Source organism: Microbacterium sp. LWH12-1.2, assembly GCF_040675825.1.
Classification (GTDB): Bacteria; Actinomycetota; Actinomycetes; order Actinomycetales; family Microbacteriaceae; genus Microbacterium.
The window spans coordinates 3,467,845-3,486,132 of record NZ_JBEGIJ010000001.1 but is presented as its reverse complement, the minus strand read 5'-3'; the positions used below and the strand labels follow the sequence as shown (position 1 = coordinate 3,486,132).

At 68.2% G+C, this 18,288-nt stretch carries 10 protein-coding genes; all 10 read right to left on the bottom strand.

The window, feature by feature from the left end; translation table 11 throughout:
• Positions 1-20 precede the first annotated feature (20 nt).
• Genes MRBLWH12_RS16545 through MRBLWH12_RS16500 form a run of 10 tightly spaced genes read right to left on the bottom strand, consistent with a single transcriptional unit; the run spans position 21 to position 18,091 of the window.
• Positions 21-1,415, bottom strand: coding sequence for an RDD family protein (locus tag MRBLWH12_RS16545; protein ID WP_363550809.1), 1,395 nt, complete (start codon positions 1,413-1,415; stop codon positions 21-23).
• On the bottom strand, positions 1,412-2,143 hold the full coding sequence (locus tag MRBLWH12_RS16540; RefSeq protein ID WP_341976153.1) for a hypothetical protein: 732 nt from the start codon (positions 2,141-2,143) through the stop codon (positions 1,412-1,414). Before MRBLWH12_RS16540 ends, MRBLWH12_RS16545 begins: the two co-directional genes overlap by 4 nt.
• The gene (locus tag MRBLWH12_RS16535; protein WP_363550807.1) at positions 2,140-3,786 is read right to left on the bottom strand and encodes a serine/threonine-protein kinase; all 1,647 of its coding nucleotides are present in this window, start codon (positions 3,784-3,786) and stop codon (positions 2,140-2,142) included. Before MRBLWH12_RS16535 ends, MRBLWH12_RS16540 begins: the two co-directional genes overlap by 4 nt.
• Positions 3,783-5,285 carry an FHA domain-containing protein gene (locus tag MRBLWH12_RS16530; protein ID WP_363550805.1) on the bottom strand — a complete coding sequence of 501 codons (1,503 nt, stop codon included), beginning with the start codon at positions 5,283-5,285 and terminating at the stop codon, positions 3,783-3,785. Before MRBLWH12_RS16530 ends, MRBLWH12_RS16535 begins: the two co-directional genes overlap by 4 nt.
• Positions 5,285-6,094: a PP2C family protein-serine/threonine phosphatase gene (locus MRBLWH12_RS16525; RefSeq protein WP_341976156.1), complete on the bottom strand. Its 810-nt coding sequence runs from the start codon at positions 6,092-6,094 to the stop codon at positions 5,285-5,287. The genes MRBLWH12_RS16530 and MRBLWH12_RS16525 overlap by 1 nt, the downstream gene beginning before the upstream one ends.
• Positions 6,091-7,377, bottom strand: a complete 1,287-nt coding sequence (locus MRBLWH12_RS16520) for an RDD family protein (RefSeq protein WP_363550804.1) — start codon at positions 7,375-7,377, stop codon at positions 6,091-6,093. Before MRBLWH12_RS16520 ends, MRBLWH12_RS16525 begins: the two co-directional genes overlap by 4 nt.
• Positions 7,374-9,761: a transglutaminaseTgpA domain-containing protein gene (locus MRBLWH12_RS16515; protein ID WP_363550803.1), complete on the bottom strand. Its 2,388-nt coding sequence runs from the start codon at positions 9,759-9,761 to the stop codon at positions 7,374-7,376. Before MRBLWH12_RS16515 ends, MRBLWH12_RS16520 begins: the two co-directional genes overlap by 4 nt.
• Entirely contained in the window at positions 9,758-11,020 is a 1,263-nt protein-coding gene (locus MRBLWH12_RS16510) for a DUF58 domain-containing protein (RefSeq protein WP_363550802.1), read from the bottom strand. The genes MRBLWH12_RS16515 and MRBLWH12_RS16510 overlap by 4 nt, the downstream gene beginning before the upstream one ends.
• Entirely contained in the window at positions 11,020-11,991 is a 972-nt protein-coding gene (locus tag MRBLWH12_RS16505; protein ID WP_341976160.1) for an AAA family ATPase, read from the bottom strand. The genes MRBLWH12_RS16510 and MRBLWH12_RS16505 overlap by 1 nt, the downstream gene beginning before the upstream one ends.
• 49 nt (positions 11,992-12,040) lie before the next feature.
• A complete protein-coding gene (locus MRBLWH12_RS16500) occupies positions 12,041-18,091 on the bottom strand; it encodes an Ig-like domain-containing protein (protein WP_363550800.1) in 6,051 nt (2,016 codons plus the stop codon).
• Positions 18,092-18,288: the final 197 nt, after the last annotated feature.

Genomic DNA, 18,288 nt, shown 5'->3' with positions numbered 1-18,288 from the left:
GCCCATCTTACGAATCCTGCTCATACCCATTCCACCTGCAGCGTCCGGTCACCGAATCGCACGGTGTCGCCACGCTGCACCTCTGCGGGGTGCCCGGCGACGAGAGCCGTCTCCGACCCGTTCCGCACGACGGCGCTTCCGTTCGTCGATGCGCGGTCGACGACGAACACACCGCGTCGCGCGGGGATCACGGCGATGTGGGTCTTCGACACGGAACGCGTGTCATCGTGGACCCGCACCAGGTGCGCTTCACCCTCTCCGGCGGCGGCGCTGGGCGACCGGCCGAAGATCGTCGTGCCGCGCACCTCTATGCGATCGCCGTTGTCCAGCACGAGCACCGCCCGGACGCCGGCAGCTACCGGTTCGACATCGGATGCCGGAAATTCGGGCGCTGCGGGCGGAGACACGGCGACGACAGGTGCGGGCTGAGGCGCTGGGGCGACCGGAGCGGCCAGAGGTGCCGCGGCGACCGGAGCGGGTTGCGGCACCGGCGCCGGAACAGGCGCCTGCGGTGCAGGCGCCGCCGGAGCAGGCGCCGCCGGAGCAGGAGCCGCCGCCGGCGGCGCGTACTGCGACGGCCCGGGCGCGCCCGTCGCAAGCGACGGAGGAACCGCGGACACCATCGAGTCCGCTGCCGGCGCGTCGGTCTGCGCCGCCGTCGACGTGCTCCGGTGCGCTCCGATCACGCCGCCGGACAGGCGCGCGCTCGGGACGTATTCCGCCACGGCATCCCGTGCCATCGGAGTGGCCAACGAGGGAAGCGGGGCCTTCTCCTCGTGCTCCGGCGTGTTCACGCGCTTGCGCGCGATGCGCATCCGCTTCTGGTCGTAGGGGTTCAGCCCCTTGCGTACATCGACGAACCAGGTCGCGGCGGCGAGATCCAGCCACCCCCGGTTGCGACGCTCGATGTCGAACAGCGGTGAGAGAACGACGACGAGCAGCGGACCGATGAGCGGGATGACCAGCGACACGTACGCGACCAGATAGCGCACGACAGCGCCCCGCCAGAATCGGGGGCGCTCAAGGGTTCTGACGTTCACCGAGCGGATCCCGCAGATCCCCTTACCGAGGGTGACGCCCTTGCGTCCGTGCAACACGAGCTGCACGATGATGTACACCGTCATCAGCCCCTGCGAGACTGCCAGGGCGACGATGATCCAGACGAGGTCGCCGCGAGCGAAGAACTTCTCCCCGTCGAATCCGCCGGCAGCCACCTGCGCCAGCAACGGCACCAGGACGATGATCGCCGGGATCATGATCAGCCCGGCCACGAACCACTCCAGCAGCGCCGCCAGAACGCGGCGACCACGAGGAGCGGGCACCAGTCCGAGCGATGCCGCGTATGCGGGATCGGGCCGTCCGTGCGCGTCGAGTCCCTCGATCACGGGTGCGCGATCGTCGATCTCCCAGATCACTCCGACTCCCCTTCGCCTTCGGCGTCGGCGGGAAGGGGAACGTCGAGCAGCGCGAGGTCTTCTCGGCTGACCAGACGCGACGCGATCACGTGCTCGACGAGACGGGCACGGCGGTTCGTGGCGAAGGTGCGCTGACCGCCGCGCATGCCGGGCACACCGATGCGATCGAACTTGTCGCAGACGTTGTCGAGCTTTCGGTTGAAACGGGTGACCGTCCAGCCGAGCCGTTCGGCCGCCTTCGCAGATGTGGGGATCTCGCTCATTCCGGTGCCGTCCCTGCGCAGCTGGGGTTCGGCGAGGGCGAGGATCAGCAGCCTCTGACTAAGGGTCAGCGGAACCGCACCGATCGTGGATGCTCCGCCGTCATCGTGCTCGCGCTTCGTCGTCCGGAAGGTCGGCTCTGCGGCATGCAGGGTGAGTTCGTACGTCGTCGGGCCCGCGCTGAACACGACGGTCGTCGTCTCGAACACGAGAGGCAGTCGTGCACCTGGCGCCAGCCAAGCCTGTACACCGCCCACCGAGTCGGTCACCGTCGCGGTGAGTCGCGTCCCGACGTTCGCCAGCCACCAGAGACCGTCGTCGTCGCTGATCTCCAGGAAATGCCGGTGCAGGAACAGATTCTCGTCGAGTTCGAGGTCTCCCTCTCGCCCGACGATGAATCGACCGCCGGCCTCGATCGGGAAGTACTCGCCGGCGAATTCCACCGTCACGCCTGCTGTGCCGCTCATTCCACGCACCCCCGAACCGCTTCCGACGCCCGGCCGTCATCACGACGCAGCAGCACATCGATGCACACCTTGCCCGCGGCCGGCGGCACGAACTGCGCCTTCGGTTCGGGTGCCTGCTGCGGATCCACCACACCGGTTACGTCGACGACCGACCAGATGAAGCTGTCGCCCTCGCGCGGATCCGGATTCGTCCAGGTGAATGTCACCTGTTCCCCGTCGCGCGCGCCGGTGAGTTCGGCCACCTTCGGCACCGCATCCGACGTCACGTCCTGCGGGACGACGTCGTCGTCGGTGGCGATCGGTTCCGGCGTCAATCCGGACACGAGGAAATTCAGTCCGATGATCGCACCGACGATGATCGCCACGCCGGCGATGCCGAGGGTGACCCACAGCCCGGTGCGGCTGCGGGCTGGAGCGTGCGCGGCAGCGCCCACCGGCCGGTCCGCCACCGGTGCCGGCGTCATCGTCGGCGCCGGAGCTGTCGCGGCGCCCTCAGGCGCCACGACCATCGGCGCCCTCAGGATCGTGCGCTCGTCGGCGCTGGCCGCCGTCACAGGAACAGGTGCCACCGGCATCCGGAGCTGGGTCTCGTCGATCGCCGAATCCGCCGGCGCTGGCGAGTCGAAGCGCGGCATGTCGGGCTGGACCACCGACGGGTTCTTCCGCTGCGTCGTGGCCGACGGGCGGGTGAACGCGGCGACGTCAGGGTCGATGCTGACGATCTCGCGTACCCGCGTGAGCCCGTCGCCGTCATCCTCGAGATCTTCCGGGGACGGATGATCGTCGACGATATCGATCGGCGTCACCGAGTGCGAGAGCTCGATCTGCACCTTCTGCAGGGCGCGGCCGAACGCGACCGCACTGGGGAACCTGTCGTCCGGGTTCTTCGCCATCGAACGTTCCAGGAGCCGCTGCAGGCTCGCCGGCGAGTCCGGGCGGCCCAGCTGCGGCAGGGCGCCGCGCTCGATCCGCTCGATGAGATCGGCGCTCGAGTTGCGCTCGCCCGGACGCTCGAAGGGCGAACGGCCGGCCAGCAGCGTGTAGAGCGTCGCCCCGAGAGCCCAGACGTCGGTACGCGGTCCGCTCTGCGGCGGCTCGGCGAACGACTCGGGCGGCGACCACGGGATGGACATTCCGGATGCTTCACCGGTCGCACCGGTCGTCGAGGCGATACCGAAGTCGGTCAGCGCCGGCCGGTTGTACTCGGTGACGAGGATGTTCGCCGGCTTGATGTCGCGGTGCAGGACGCCCGCCCGGTGAGCGGTCTCGACGGCCCCGGACACCTGGATGCCGACGCGCAGCGCTTCGGCCACCGAGAACGGCTCCTTGCGGGCACGGAGCTGGAGGTTCGGACGCGGGCAGTACTCCATCACCAGATACGGACGACCGTCTCCGGCGACGTCGGACTGGTAGATCGTGACGATCGCGGGGTGCGTGGACAGCATCGCCATCACGTTCGCCTCATCGGCGAACTCGCGTGCGGCACCGCTGGAGATCCGGTCGGCCAGCAGCACCTTCACGGCCACGCGCCTGCGCGGCATCTGCTGCTCGTACAGGAACACATCTGCGAAGCCACCGGTGCCGAGCGGCTCCAGATAGGTGAAGCCGGGCAGCTCAGGCGGCGGCGAAGGACGACGACTCATGGGAGATCCTCGAATGCGACGGTGACGCCGTCGCCAAGATCCACCACATCTCCGGAGAGGACGAGCGTCTGCTCGCCGGGGTGCAGACGCAGTGGATCGGCGCCGGGCCGGAGCAACGTGGATCCGTTCGTCGTGTGCAGATCGATCACGACGACCGTGTCGCCCTCTGGCCGGATCTCCAGATGGCTGCGGGAGATGTCCTGCTGCGGGCTCTCGACAGCGACGAGGTGCGGCATGTTCGCGCCGCTCGCACGCGTGGATCGAGGGCGCCGTCCGATGATCACGGTGCGGTCGAGCCCGATGACCTGGCCGGTGGACATCCGGATGCGACCGCCCTGCGCCGCCGCGACCGGAATCACGGCTGTCGCCACCTCGTCGGCCACGGCCGGCGGCTGCTGACGGAGCGCCCGCAACTCAGCAGCAGAGATCGTGGCACCGTCGTGGTCTCCCGTCGCATCGACGGGAGACGCCTTCGTACCGGGCTGATCGGAGACTGCGGACACGGAGTGCACCGTCTCGCCCCAGAGCTGGTCGAAGTCGTCGTCGGTGGACGGCGCGAGCGTCACCTCGGTCGGGAACAGCGTCACGCCGTCGATCACGGGCACGACGGACTCGTCATCCGCGGAGGTCTCGACCGACTCGACGTCACCCGACTCTCCGTCATCCTCCGAGATCGACGCAACGGGCAGCGCTTCGGTCGGCACCGCGTCGATCAGAGCCTCCGCGCCGGCGGGAACGTCCGAGGGTGCCGACTCGGCGACGGAGCCGACACTCGCCAAGACGGAGGCGACGGGCTCCGGTGACTCGGCGGCATCGTCCACGGCCGCGACGAGCGGCTCCGCAGCCGACTCGACGGGCTCGGACGAGCCGGCTTCGACGACCAGCCCGACGGAAGCGTCGTGCTCCGTCGATTCCGACGCAGAGCCCGAGCCACCCGGAACGGGGAAGGCAGCGAGAAGCGGGGCCGGCGCACCGGCCAGGGCAGCCGCGGAGACGCCCATCGAGGCGGAGACCACGACCGGAGTCGGCCCCAATGCACTCGTGAGCTGCTCGGCGTCGTCCGGTTCGAGATCGGCGCTCACCGCAGCCGCGAGCACGAGACCGCTGTTCACCGTGAGGACGGAACCGGAACCGGTCTCCTCCACGGTGATCTCCACCCTGGTCGCACCGGCAACGAAACGCTCGCTCCAGGTCGTGACCTCGGCACCCGAGAATTCCACGGCATCGGTCGCAGAGCTGACCCGTGCGACGACGCGTCCGCGCAGCGCGATCCTCAGGTCGGCACCTTCAGCCACCGCTGCCACGAACGGCGGAAGCGCCGTGAACGAACCACCGGCGTGCGATGTCAGCACGTCAACGACCGTCGCGAGTGTCTTCGTGCCCGGCAGCCGCTCCCACAGTCCCGCGAGGATCTCCCCGGGCACGTCGGGCGGCAGTGCGACGAGTGCACCCGGAATCACCATCAGGTACCACTGTCCCGGTCGGTAGATCGTCTGCATCAGCGTGTCCCTCCTGCAGCTGTACGCGGCCGTGTGTCCATGTCGAAGTCATCGGCTTCAATCGGCGTCCCCGGCCGGGTCACCACCGAGACGGCATCCAGGATCACCACGGTGATGTTGTCCCGTCCGCCCGCCTGCACTGCCTCTTCGACCAGTACGTCGGCCGCTGTCTGCGGATCCGGGGTCGTCAGCAGGATGTCACGGATCCGCGCATCCGTCACCTCCGAGGTGAGTCCGTCGGAGCAGACCATGATCCGGTCCCCGAGTTCCGCCGGGAACAGCCAGTAGTCGGCATCCCCGGTGCTGCTCGCACCGATCGCCCTCGTGATGATGTTGCGGCGCCGATCCGTGGCGGCATCCTCGATGGTGAGCTCACCGGCCTCGATGAGTTCCTGCACCACGGAATGATCGACCGTGATCTGCTCCAGGTCGCCGTCGGCCAGTCGATACGTGCGGGAGTCGCCGATGTTCATCGCCAGCCAGTAACCGACGCCGTCGACCGAGGCGATCACGACGCCGCTGAGCGTCGTGCCCGCGCGGCCGTTGCCCGACGTCGAGAGTTCTTCCACCGCATCCCTGGCTCGCGCCAACGCGCCGCGGACGTCGTCCAGCGCGAGGGCGGACCGGCCGACGAAGAGCGAGAATTCGGCGATCACCGCGGCACTGGCGCGTTCGCCGGCCTCGTGTCCGCCCATGCCGTCGGCGACGAGGAAGACCGGGGCGCTGGCCAGGAGCGCGTCCTCGTTGAGCGCGCGCCGGAGACCGGGGTGCGTCGCGAACCCCGTCGACACGCTGACTGCGGAACTCACGCGTAACCACCGATCGTCACGATGCGGTCACCGATCTCGATGGCATCGCCGAGGCGTACCGGGACGCGTTGCCCTGCCGGGCACGCGATCCGCTGACCGTCGCGCACGATGGTCATGCCGTTGGTCGAGTGACGGTCGAGGACCCAGCCGCCCGACGTCTCCGCTGCGGCCTCGAAATGCGTCTTCGAGAGGGAAAGGGTCTCATCGCGCACCGAGACCAGAGTTGCGCCGTCTTCCGGTGCGGGATTGCGTCCGAAAACGGTGCGGCGCGAGACCGAGACGCGCGTGCCGTCGTCCCACGTGAAGATCAGCCGATGCCCGGGAACGCTGATCCGCGTGTCTTCGAGTTCGGCATCGTCCGCGGATTCCGCGGCAGGCGGGGCCGCCGGTGCGACCGGGGCCGCGGGAGCGGATGCGGGCGCGGGGGGCGTGTAGGTCGGCGCCGGGGGTGCGTATGTCGGTGCGGGCTGGATATCGACCGCAGGTTCCGGGGCCGCAGCGGGGGCGACGCGCGGCGGCTGTGCATCCTGCGTCACACCGGGGACGAAAGCGATGAGCGCACCCGGTTCGGCCACCGGCGCGGCCGGGACGACCGGTCGGCGTGCGGAAGCCGGCAGGACTGGAGCGGCCGGCGCGACGGGCGAAGCGACCGGAGCGCCCGGCCCGGCGGGAGCAGCCGCCGAGGCGAGACCGGCAGGGAAGGCGGGAGGTCCGGATGCTGCGGCGGGCGCCGGGAAGCCAGGCAGCGCGGCGGAGGGCGCAGGGTCCGACGCGCGCGTCGGCCGCTGCGGAACCACGGCAGGCCCCGTCATCCACACGCTCGGCGAACCCGTGGCCCGCGCGTCCAGCATGAGCGAGTTCGCGACCTTGTCATGCCAGCCCTGATAGCGGCCGGAGCCGTCGAACAGCGGTGTGAAGTAGCCGACGACGATCGAGGCAGCGAGCCCGAAGATGACGTTTCGCAGCAATGCACGACCGAACCCGAGCGGGGCGCCATCGACGGCACTGGCCAGCCGGAGTCCCTGCGCGCGCATGCCGATCGACCCGTTCTTCGACTGCATCAGGGTGTACACGATGAACCAGCCGAGCAGGATCAGGCTGACGATGGGCCCGCCGATCAGGAGCGTCGTGAGAGTTCCTTCGATAGAACCCGTGAGGGAGGCGGCGATCATCAGACCGCCGCCGAGCACGATGGTGAGGCCGGTGGCGATCGCTGCGTCGATGACGTAGGCCACCGCGCGCCGAGAGATCGGGGCGACCTGTCCGAACGCAAGCTGGGTCATGGGGTCTCACTCTCGGGTGACGGTGAAGTAGTGGTCTTGATCGTGCCAGGTTCACGCCGGACGCGCGCAGCCGCGGCATCCTTCAGGCTCTGCAGCTGCTGCGAGACAGCCGAGTCGCCCATCAGCGAGCGAAGGTTGAGTCGCGCCTTGGTGCGCTTCCAGAAGCCGGCCTCACTGTGGAGACCGCCGACGATCTCATCGACCTCGTTCCAGAAGGCATCCACGTCCTCCGGGGTGGGCTCGGCCGGACCGAAGACCTCGGCATCCGCGCGCTCGGCGAGGGCGGTGACCGTGGGAACGGGGAGGGAACTGGCCACCGCGGTGGCCTCCTCGATGCGGGTTCCACCGGGAGCGAGACGTGCTCCGTAGTCGACGGCGCGGTCGGTGAGCTCGTCCCAGCCACCGCTGATCCGGTCGGCGGTGCGGGCCGCCGAACGGCGAGTGCGACGCTTGGCCGCCTTCCACGCGCCGATCACGATGAACGGCGACATCAGCAGCGCGATGATCCCGAGCGAGATCCCGCCGATGACGAGGATCGCCGCGAGGATGCCGGCGAGGTTGAGGTTCTCGTCCTCGGACTCACGGTCATCGGGAAGCGTCGGCGGCAGGTCGACCGGCTCCTGGGGCGGGGGCGGCGGCTGCAGGACCTGCGGCTTCGGATCGACCCGCGGCTTCGTGTTCTGGTCGTTGGGGACCTTGTCCTCCGGCGGGGTCGGGTTGAACGTGAGCCAGCCGAGCCCGTCGAAGTTGATCTCCACCCAGGCGTGCACGTTGTCACCGGTGGCCTCGAACAGCGGCGCGCCGTCCTGCTCCTCCTCGGGGTAGAACCCCATCACGACACGAGCGGGGATGCCGGCCTCGCGTGCGAGCAACGCCATCGCCACCGAGTACTGTTCGTCGTCGCCGATCATCTGATCGCCGCCGATGAGCGTCGAGATGCGCTCGGCGGTGTGGCCGGCGCGTGAGAGCACTTCGCCCTCGAGGCCGTGGCTGAAGAATCCGCCCTCGGCGAGGAAGGTCTCCAGCGCCCTGACCTGCTCGATCGGCGACTCGGCGCCGGCGACGGTGTCGGATGCGAGCGAGGTGAGTTCCTCGGGAACGTTGCTCTGCTTGGGCATCGGCACCGTGCCGAATTCGACATCGGCCAGCTGCTCGTCATCGAACTCGGCGGGGATGACGGTGTCGACCGTGTACGAGTCGCCCGCCTTCAGCTTCGGTGTGGCGACAGCGGTTCCGGTCGAGCCGTTGTAGTACGTGCCGCGCTGGAGTTCCTCGGCGCGGTCGCCCGCGAACTCGATCGCGGAGACCTCGCCGGTCTCTGGTACCCATACGCCGCGATACTCGTCGATCTCGACCTGCAGGGTGACCGGCACGCCTTCGGCATCCGGAGACATGTTGGAACGCAGCGGCGCGAAGGCACTGGAGGACTCCGGCCCGCCGTTGGTGACGTTGTAGACCATTCCGTCGTACTGGTCCATGGTCGCGATCCGGATGCGGGAGCCCTTGGGCAGCCCGCGCACCGTGAAGAGCGTGTCGTTCAGGTCGTCGCGCACGATCTTGCGGAAGGACTGCAATGCGCTCGGATAGTCGCGGATGTTGAACGGGGGGATGATCACGTCGCGGAAGATGTGGCGCGGCGCGACCGGAGCGGCGACCGCGCTGGTGGCGATTCCCGCACCACCGGCGATGGCGAGCACAGCGACGCCGGCGAGGAGTCTGCGCATCCGCATGTGAGCGGCCCGCGACGGGTCCACCTCGCTGACCGAGATGGCCGCGTTCTGCGGAGCCCAGAGCTGGCGCAGCGCGAGCCAGGCGACAGTGAGCGCGGCGAACACGAAACCCTGCACGACGGGGAAAGCCGGTTCCGGTGTTCCCAGCGCGATCACGAGGATGAGCATGAACCCAGCGGGGAGCAGTGCCCAGGCCACCTGGCGTAGACGCAGCGCGAGGGATGCCGTGAGCACGGTGATCACCAGGGTGAGCAGGAACGGCACGAGGAGGTGTCCGTCGACGGCGGCGACCGGAGCCACCGTCGTCAGCAACTGCTTCCACGAGGTGACGGCGCCGAGCGCCAGTTGCCGCAACGTCTCCAGCGTCGGAACGAACCCGAAGATCGTCGTATGCGGCAGCGCGAGCGCCCCGCCGAACACGAAGTAGACGGCGATCGTGAGACCGCTGACGATGAGGATGCCCCAGTGGCGCCACGTCGCGAGCGCCGCGACGCCGAGACCCAGCAGAAGAGCGCCGATGGCGGCGAGCAGGTAGGACGGACCGGCGAAGGTCGGCCAGAAGCCGACGATCGAGACGCCGACGACGAGCGCCGTCGCAACCAGATCGAGAATCCAGCGGCGCGGCGGAAGCGCCGAGGACGCGGGCGAGGTCATGCGAGCACCTTCCGCAGAGCGAGGGGAACCTGTTCGAGGGCACCGATGGTCATCACGTCGGCATCGCCGATCCGCTGCAGGGCCGGCGATGACACCGTGCCGTCTGCGACGATGGCGAGCACTCTGGCGCCGAACGGCAGCCGGGCGCATGCCAGGCGGAGGCTGTCGGTCGATACCTTGGACCCGCACACCAGAACCACGACGCTGGCGAGGGGCATGTGCGCGGCGACGACGCCGGCGAGTTCAGCGATGCCGCCGTCGCGCGGCTTGCTGTGCTCCACCGCTGACAGGGAGTCGAGCAGCTGCTTGCCGGTGCCGGCGGGAAGGTCCCTGCCCTGCACGCGCACGTCGACGCGCTGCGAGTCCCTGATCGCGCGCAGGCCGATGGACCCGGCAGCCGAGATCGCCAGCTCGAAGTCCTCGTTCGTAGCGTAATCACCGGACGAGCGGGAGAGGCCGATCACGAAGTGCGACCGGCGGGTCTCCTCGTACTGACGCACCATCATCACCCCGGTGCGTGCCGTGGACTTCCAGTGCACGTGCCGGAGGTCGTCGCCCGGCTGATACTCGTTCAGCGCATGGAAGGACACGTCATCACGCGAGAGGTCAGCGGCAGGCAGACCCTCGAGGTCGCGCAGGTATCCGAGCGATTGACCGTCGAACAGCACGGTTCGCGGGTGCACGTACAGGTCGACAGGGTCGTCGCGACGGTGTGCCCGTTCGAACAGGCCGAGCGGGTCGCCGCGGACGACACTCACCGGTCCGACCTTGACCACACCGCGCTTCTGCGTGGGAATCGCGAACAGCTCCTCCGCCTCCTCCCCCGGAGCAAGGCGCTGGATGCCGAACTCGCCGCGACCGGAGCCGACCGGGAGCACGACGCGCGAGGGCAGGATCGCCCTCGTGCCGCGGTTCGCCAGAGTCAGAGCGCCGACGGCGCGTTCGCCGACCACGACGCGGGTGCGCGCGAGATCGAGCGAGACGTCATACGCGGTGCGGCCGATCAAGAACAGCGCGCACAGCGCGACCGTGATGGCGACGACGACCGCGGCAACGGTGAACTCGGACCAGCCGGCCACCTGGCCGAGAACCCAGAAGCCGACAGTGGTCGCCATCAGCACCCAGGCCAGCGGACGGATGGATGCGGTGATCTTCCGGAGACGAGCCAGGATGCGCGCGCCGATGACCGCCGCGATGTCTTGCCAGCCGGCGTCGCGGTCGGTCGGCACCGGCGGCGCCTGAAGCGTCTCCGCGGTCATCAGGCCGCCGTTCGTGCCTGCGGCGCTGCCACCGCATCCAGGACGCGGGAGATGACCACGTCGCTGCTCGTGCCCGCGAACTCCGCTTCGGCGTCGAGCAGCAGACGGTGCTGCCACACCGGACGGGCGAGCGTCTTGATGTCGTCGGGGAGCACGAAGTGGCGGCCGTGCGCTGCCGCCCATACCTTGGCCATGCGGATCATCGAGATCGCGCCGCGCACCGAGACGCCCAGACGGATCGCCGAGTCGTTGCGGGTCGCTTCGACGAGTTCGGCGACATAACGCAGCACCGCCGGCTCGACGTGCACGGATGCACCGAGGTCGGCCATGTCGGCGACTGCGCTCGTCGTGATGATCGCACTGAGGCCAGCCGAGGGGTTGCGGTCGGAGGCTCCGGCGAGGATGCTCTCGGTGATTGCGAGGTCGGGGTAGCCGATCGAGGTCTTGATCAGGAAGCGGTCCAGCTGCGCCTCGGGGAGCTTGTAGGTACCGGCCTGCTCGATCGGGTTCTGCGTCGCGATGACGAGGAAGGGGCGCCCCGCTTCGTGCGTGACGCCGTCGATGGTGACCCGCGACTCCTCCATCACCTCGAGCAGTGCGGACTGCGTCTTCGGGGAGGCGCGGTTGATCTCGTCCGCGAGCACGATCGACGCGAAGATCGGTCCCTTGTGGAACTCGAACTTGTGCGACTGCTGGTCGTAGATCGTGACACCGGTGACGTCGGACGGCAGCAGGTCGGGCGTGAACTGGATGCGGGAGCTGGTGCCCTGCACCGTCGCCGCGAGCGCCTTCGCGAGGCTGGTCTTGCCGGTGCCCGGGGCGTCCTCCAGGAGGACATGTCCCTCCGCGAGCATCGCGGAGAGCACGAGGCTGACGACCTCGCGCTTGCCCTGCACGGCCTTGTCGATGTTGTCGACGAGGCGGTGGAACGTGCCCTGGAACCAGGCGGCCTGTTCGGGTGTCATTGTCATGAGGATTCCATTCGTTCTTGGTTCTTCGAAGTTGTCGTCGCGCCGGCCGTCACCAGGTGACGGATCCGGATTCCTTGTTGTACCCGGGTCCTTCGATCCACACGGAGACGCGCTCACCCGGATACCCGAAGTAGCAACTGGTCCGAGTGGCTCCGTTGGCCGGGAGCGACATGGTCCGCGGGCTCGTTCCGCCGATACGGCTTCCGTTCTCGAGACACGTCACGGTGAAATTGCCCGCCGTGAAGTTCTCGGTGTTCACCACGATCCAGCGGCACGGGTCGGTACTGCAGCCGGGTTCGCCCTTCGCGGAAACGCCCTTGCTCGCCCACGCCTTCGGTGCCGGCGGATCGCTGGTCACGGCGGATGCCGAGGCAACCGGTGTCCACTGACCCGCGGAGTCTCGTGCTTTGACCTCGATGGTGTAGCGCTGCTGGTACCCGTTGCCCGGCGTCCGTGATCCCGTCTGGGGCACGTCCTGCCAGGCGCCGTTGTTCACGCTGATCTGGGTGAGCTCGATCGGCCGGCCGTTGGCGGACCCTCTCGAGTCCCAAGTGAGCTCGACGCTGGTGCCGAGGTTCCTGGCGTTGGCCTCCGGGGCCCGCGGTGCGCCGTACGGGATCTCGGCGATCGCATTCGACGGGCTGCCTACATAGGTGCTGCCGTCGACGGTCGCGACAGCGCGCACCTCGACCCGGTAGGAATCGCCGTTGCGCAGCCCCCCGATGGTCCCCAGGAGCGGCGGGTCGAAGCCCGCATCGCGGGTGATGTTGCCGAAGTCGGCCCATCCGCCGCCGTTCAACTGGTACTGGTACCTCAGCTCGTCGGAGCGGGCGCCGTTACGCGCCGGTTCCGAGAAGTGGGCAAAGAGTGCTCCGTCGCGAGGGGTCACGCTCCCGAGGCGCGGCGCGCCGGGTGCGATCACGCCGCGGCGTGGCGCCGACGCGGCGCTCGGCTCACCCCACCCGGCCTTGTTGTGCGCCAGGATCCGGTACGTGTACGCAGTCTCCGACGTCGGCACCACGACCGCGAAGCTCGTCGCACCCGCGCTCGGCTGGTGCGTGCGCACCAGACTCGACCCCTCGTAGACCTCCAGTGTGTAACTGTCGATCGCATCGCCGTTGCTGTTCGGCGCGACCCAGTTCACCTGCATCTGCGCCTGGCTGCCCACCGGCGCCAGCTCCGTCGTCGTCGGAGCCGCTGCCGCGAACGGTGGGCCGGCCGGAACCTCAGACGTCGACCAATTGCTCCAGCTCGACGGCTCCGGCGCCCGGTTGTGCGCCTGCACCTTCACCTGATAGTTGCCACCGTTCTCCAGACCCTCCCAGGTCATTGAGTTCCCGGTGACTTCCTTCTGCGTGATGCCAGACGGCGGCGCCGGCGAGATCTCAAGCGTGTAGCGCTCCACGGGGGAACCGGGGGTAGTCGGCGTCGTCCACGCCACCTGCAACGACTTGTCCCCGAACTTCAGCGTCGGCGGATTCGGAGTGTCAGGACGCGCATCCGGACGCGCGATCTGCGATGCTCCGGACGGCTCCGACTCCCCCACGCGGTTCGTCGCCGTCACCTGGAAGGTGTACTCGACGTTGTTCGTCAGGCCGTCGAGGGTGCACGTCGTCGACTGGCACTCCTTCGAATACGCGCTGCCCTGCACCGACTTGACGGTGTACTTCGTGATCTCCGCGCCGTTGTTCGACGGCGCACCATACGACACCACCACGGTGCGGTCCTGCACGCTCGTGACCGTCGGGGCGCCCGGTGCCGCCGGAACGCCCTGCACCGTCACGACGACCTGTCCCGAGGCTTCCCGGTCGGGGTCTTCCGTCGCATCCTGGATGCGATAGCGCACCACGAGCGTGCCGACGAACTCTTTGGACGGTGTGACGACGAGTTTGTCCCCGTCTTTCTCCACCGAACCGCTGCCCGTCTCGACGACGAATGAGGTCAGCTTCAGCGGGGTTTCGGGGAAGGGGTTGAAGTCGTTGGCGAGCACCGGCACCGTGATCGGCTTACCCTGATCCGCCTCGGAGATCGTGTCGGTGTTCGCCGCCGGCATCGCCCGGTTCGATGCGGTGACCTGCACCAGCACCGTGCCCTCGACGGGTTCGGTCTCGCCGTCGTCCACGCGCAGGGTCAGCGTCGCGACGGCGCCCTTCTTGGCATTCGACGAGGCCTCGACGGAGAGCTTCCCGCCGCGAACCTGAGCCGTGATGCCCTTGCCCTCGCCACCGGTGAGCGTGTACTTGTGCTTGCCCGCGTCTTCCGGGTCCGGATCGACCGTCAGCGGTACCAGGTCGAGCACTTCGGCCTTCTCGCCCGGGGAGACGTTGATCTCTCCGCGGATGAACGTGGGCTGCTGATTCTCCGGTGGGAGCACATTGATCGGGATGCTGAGCGTCGCCTTGCGGCCCTCCGGGTCGTCCGGGCCCGTGCCATCGGTCACCTCGAACGTGAGGGAGTCCTGGCCGAAATAGCCGGGTGCCGACGTGTAGACCAGGGTCCGCTCGTCCTTGACCAGGTTCGAACCGTCAGACTTCGCTGCGCTCACCTTCGCGTGCTCGGTGATCACGACATCGCCGCCGCCGGCTACGGTGACGTACTTCGAGAGCGGGAGCTCTTTCGTCTCACCGCTGATGACTTCCAGCGGCTTCGTCGACGTGAGGGTCGGGCGCAGCCCATCCACCGACGGCACGAAGATGAACGCCGACGCCGCCAGGCCATCCTGATCGGTGAGCGTGTAACGGATCAGCTGCAGCTCGTCGGTGACGGTGACTCTGATCTTGCCGTTCTCCAGCGGCGTACCACCGTCGCCGACCTCCAGGTCAAGACGTTCGACGGTTCCATCGGGATCCTCGTCGTTCTCGAGGATGTCGAGGTCTGCGGTCAGACTTCCCTTCTCAAGGTCGACCGGACGCAGCCGATCGTCACGAGCGACCGGCGCCACGAGCGGCACTTCCTCGTCGACGGTGATCTGCAGCACGGCCGATGCGGTCGCACCGCGTGTGTCGCTGATGGAGTACTGCAGCGAGGTCTCCAACGACTTGTCGGGAGCCTGGACCAGGACGCGGTCGCCGGACACTCGTGCCGACAATCCACCGATGTCGGGCACTTCGAGGCCGTCCTTGACGAGCGCCACCTTCTCGCCCTCAGGGTCGGAATCGTTCACCAGCACGGGGACCGCGATCTCGCGCCCCGGACGCACCACCACGGCATCCTTCACCGCATACGGGGCCTGGTTCACCTGCTCCGCCGGAGCGATACCGACGCGGATGGTCGCCGTGCCCTCTTTACCGAGGCGATCACGCACCCGGTACTTGAACGTGTCCACGCCGGTGGAGTCGTCGAACGCCTCGTAGGTGAAGTAGTTCTGCGCGACCTCGATGATGCGGCCCTTGGTCGGGGACGAGGCGATGTCGAGGAGTTCGACGGAGTCGCCGTCGCCATCGATGCCGTCGAGCGGCACGGCGATGTTCACCTCGGTGCCGCTGAGCGCGCGCGCGACGAGATCCCGTGGGCGGGGCGCGGCGTTCGTCTCTTCGTCGATCGGAAGGATCTGCACGGTGACGTAGCCGGCGGATTTCTGCTGCCGAGAATCCACCGCTTCATACGTGAAGTAGACCGTCTTCGCCTCGGCACCGGCCTTGAACCGGACTGCGTCCTGGGAGACGAACGCCTCACCATCCTCCGGATCGACGAACGGCTCGATGAGTTCGGGGGCGACGTGCAGTGCATCGTCGCTGGGGTGGGTGTCGTTGTCGAGGACCGGGATGGTGACGACGTCACCGGCCCGCACATAGACGGTGTCCGGGTTCGCGATCGGCTGCAGGATCTTCTCGGGCGCCGGGATCGGCACCACCACGACCTCACCGTCGGCGGACTTCGATCCGTTCGAGATGCGATAGCTGATCCGGACGGTCTCCTCCAGCGTTCCCTGGTCGGTGATGCGCAGGGTCTCGTGATTGAGCACCGACACGGAGATGCCGGTACTTGGCTCCATCGTCACGGACTGCACGACGAGGATGCCGCCGGACGGATCGGTGTCGTTGTTGAGCACACCGATGAGCGCATCGCCGCCGGTGGGCAGCAGCGCCACGTCGCGGACGGCGACCGGAGGCAGGTCGACCTCGGCCCCCTCGGTCACGTCGATGCGCACGAGCCCTTCGCCGTTCTCAGGGCCCGCGGTCGCGAGGTACTGCACGTAATAGACACCGGCGGTCGGCGCCGAGAACGTGAACGTCTTGTTCGTGAAGTCAGGCAGGATCGTCGCACCCGGCGACTCGTCGACACGGCCCAGTCGCAGCGGCTCGCGGCCGGAGCTGGTGTCGTTCGCGAGGGGCGCGACGGTGATCTGCTCACCGACGCGGGTGACCACGTGATCGGCGTTCGTCTTCGGCTTCGTGGTGCCCTGCGGGCGCACATCGAGGGTGATCGTCGCCGTCGAGGTCTCGCCGGAGCCGTCGGCGACCGTGACCTGCACGTCTTTACGACCCTGCTGGCTCGCCGTCGCCTTGTATGTCAGTTGACCATCGGTGCTGAAATCGACTTCATCGCCCGGAGCCGCCACGACTGCCTTGAGGTAGATGTCATCGCCGTCGGGATCGATCCAGTCCGGGAGAATGTTGTAAGAGACCGTGCCACCGGCCTCGACCGTCAGCGACGTCTTGCGCTTGGGTGATGGCGCCGCGTTGACGTCCCACCCGTGCACCGACAGCGACACCGTCGCGGTGTCCTTGCCGCCTCGGCCGTCGTCGACCTCGTACGTGAACGATCCCGAGCCGGATGCGTCCTCCGGCACGGCAATCTGCAGAGACGCCCCGTTGTAGATCGGCTGCACGGTGCCGATGGCGGGCTGCTGCTCGGCGATCGCCGCAACCAGCACATCACCATCCGGGTCGTTGTCGTTGTCGATCACCGGGAGCAGAGCCGATGCCCCAGGACGCACGCCGAAGGAATCATCCTCCGCGATCGGCGGGGTGTTCACCTCGCTGCGCTCCGGCAGGGTCGTCTCCACCGTCTCCTCGGTGGAGTCCTCCTGGTTCTCCGTCTCGCCCTCCGGCGGCGTGAGATCGTTCCAGTTGTCGACGCGCTGCAGACTCTCGTTCGCCATCCAGGCTGCGCCGCCGACGGCGTCGTTGAGGATGATCACATCGCGGTTCACGCGGAACGTGAGGGTCTTCGAATCCTTCGCATCCTTGATCGACGCCGCCACGTCATCGCTGTCGCCGGGGCACTCGCGAACGAACCTCGCGGCACCCGCCCACGCGCCGTACGTACAGCCCTTCAAGAACACCGGCGCCGCCGGAGCACCCTCGCCACCGGCATCCGTCACAACAGGCTCGCTGCCATCCAGAGGCACCTGCACCAACGCCGACTTGGTCGCGACGGCAACCGCGTTCGTCTCCGCCGACGCCTGCTGCAGCACCGCGCCATCCGCATTCGGGATCTCAGTACGGAACCCGCCCGGGGTCAGTACGACACCAGACACCGCATCCAGCACCACCGGGGTGCGGCCCACGACGGTGATCGTTGCCTCTGCCGGATCGATCTCGCCGAGCGAGGCCGTCGAGGACTCCAGCGGCTCTCCCTCGTTGTCGACCGAGACCGTGACGACCTCGCCGCGCGTGCTGGACAGGCCGAAGACTGTGCCGTCCTGCGCGACAGCGACATCGGCGTCCTTGCCGAGCTCTGCCGCCGGCTCCTTGGACTCGATCTCGAAGGAGGCGATCCCCTTCACCGGCACGACCCACAGGTCGCCCGACTTCTGGTCGAGGATCGCCGCCGTCTGATTCCCGAGCGCCACCTTGGCGGATCCGGGGATGCCGGTGGAATCGCCCAGCGACACCCTGGCCGGGTCCACCGAGCTGACGGTCGACGACCCTTCGTCAACGACGAGCACACTGGTGGCGTCCTGCAGAATGTCGTAGTTCTCGCCCGTGGTCCGCAGACCCCCGTCGAGCACCGTGGATTCGTGGTTGAAATGCCCGACGAGCAGACTCGACGTCTTCGTGATCCAGACGCCGCCGTCGTTCAGATCGACCTTCGTCGTCGGAAAACCTTCATACGTCAGGGCCATCGTGGTGAGTGCGACGACGCCGGCGGTCACGCCTGCTGCCGAGGCCAGAACCTTCGGCCGCGCGCGAATCCACGACAACGCCTTCATACTCATTTCCCCCTGGTGGCACGATTCGGCTCTGAGTCGGTCGCTCGAAAGCGCCGCAGATACCCGGTAATCCTAACCGGCTCCGTCGACGCACCTGATGGGGAGTATTCCCCATCAGGTGCGCCCAGGGCCGTGATGGC

What these genes read in the sequence shown, in the direction of transcription:
- MRBLWH12_RS16535 (WP_363550807.1), bottom strand. Translation starts at nt 3,786, where the DNA reads ATGAGTCGTCGTCCTTCGCCGCCGCCTGAGCTGCCCGGCTTCACCTAT.
- MRBLWH12_RS16510 (WP_363550802.1), bottom strand. Translation starts at nt 11,020, where the DNA reads ATGACCGCGGAGACGCTTCAGGCGCCGCCGGTGCCGACCGACCGCGAC.
- MRBLWH12_RS16515 (WP_363550803.1), bottom strand. Translation starts at nt 9,761, where the DNA reads ATGACCTCGCCCGCGTCCTCGGCGCTTCCGCCGCGCCGCTGGATTCTC.
- MRBLWH12_RS16520 (WP_363550804.1), bottom strand. Translation starts at nt 7,377, where the DNA reads ATGACCCAGCTTGCGTTCGGACAGGTCGCCCCGATCTCTCGGCGCGCG.
- MRBLWH12_RS16530 (WP_363550805.1), bottom strand. Translation starts at nt 5,285, where the DNA reads ATGCAGACGATCTACCGACCGGGACAGTGGTACCTGATGGTGATTCCG.
- MRBLWH12_RS16505 (WP_341976160.1), bottom strand. Translation starts at nt 11,991, where the DNA reads ATGACAATGACACCCGAACAGGCCGCCTGGTTCCAGGGCACGTTCCAC.
- MRBLWH12_RS16540 (WP_341976153.1), bottom strand. Translation starts at nt 2,143, where the DNA reads ATGAGCGGCACAGCAGGCGTGACGGTGGAATTCGCCGGCGAGTACTTC.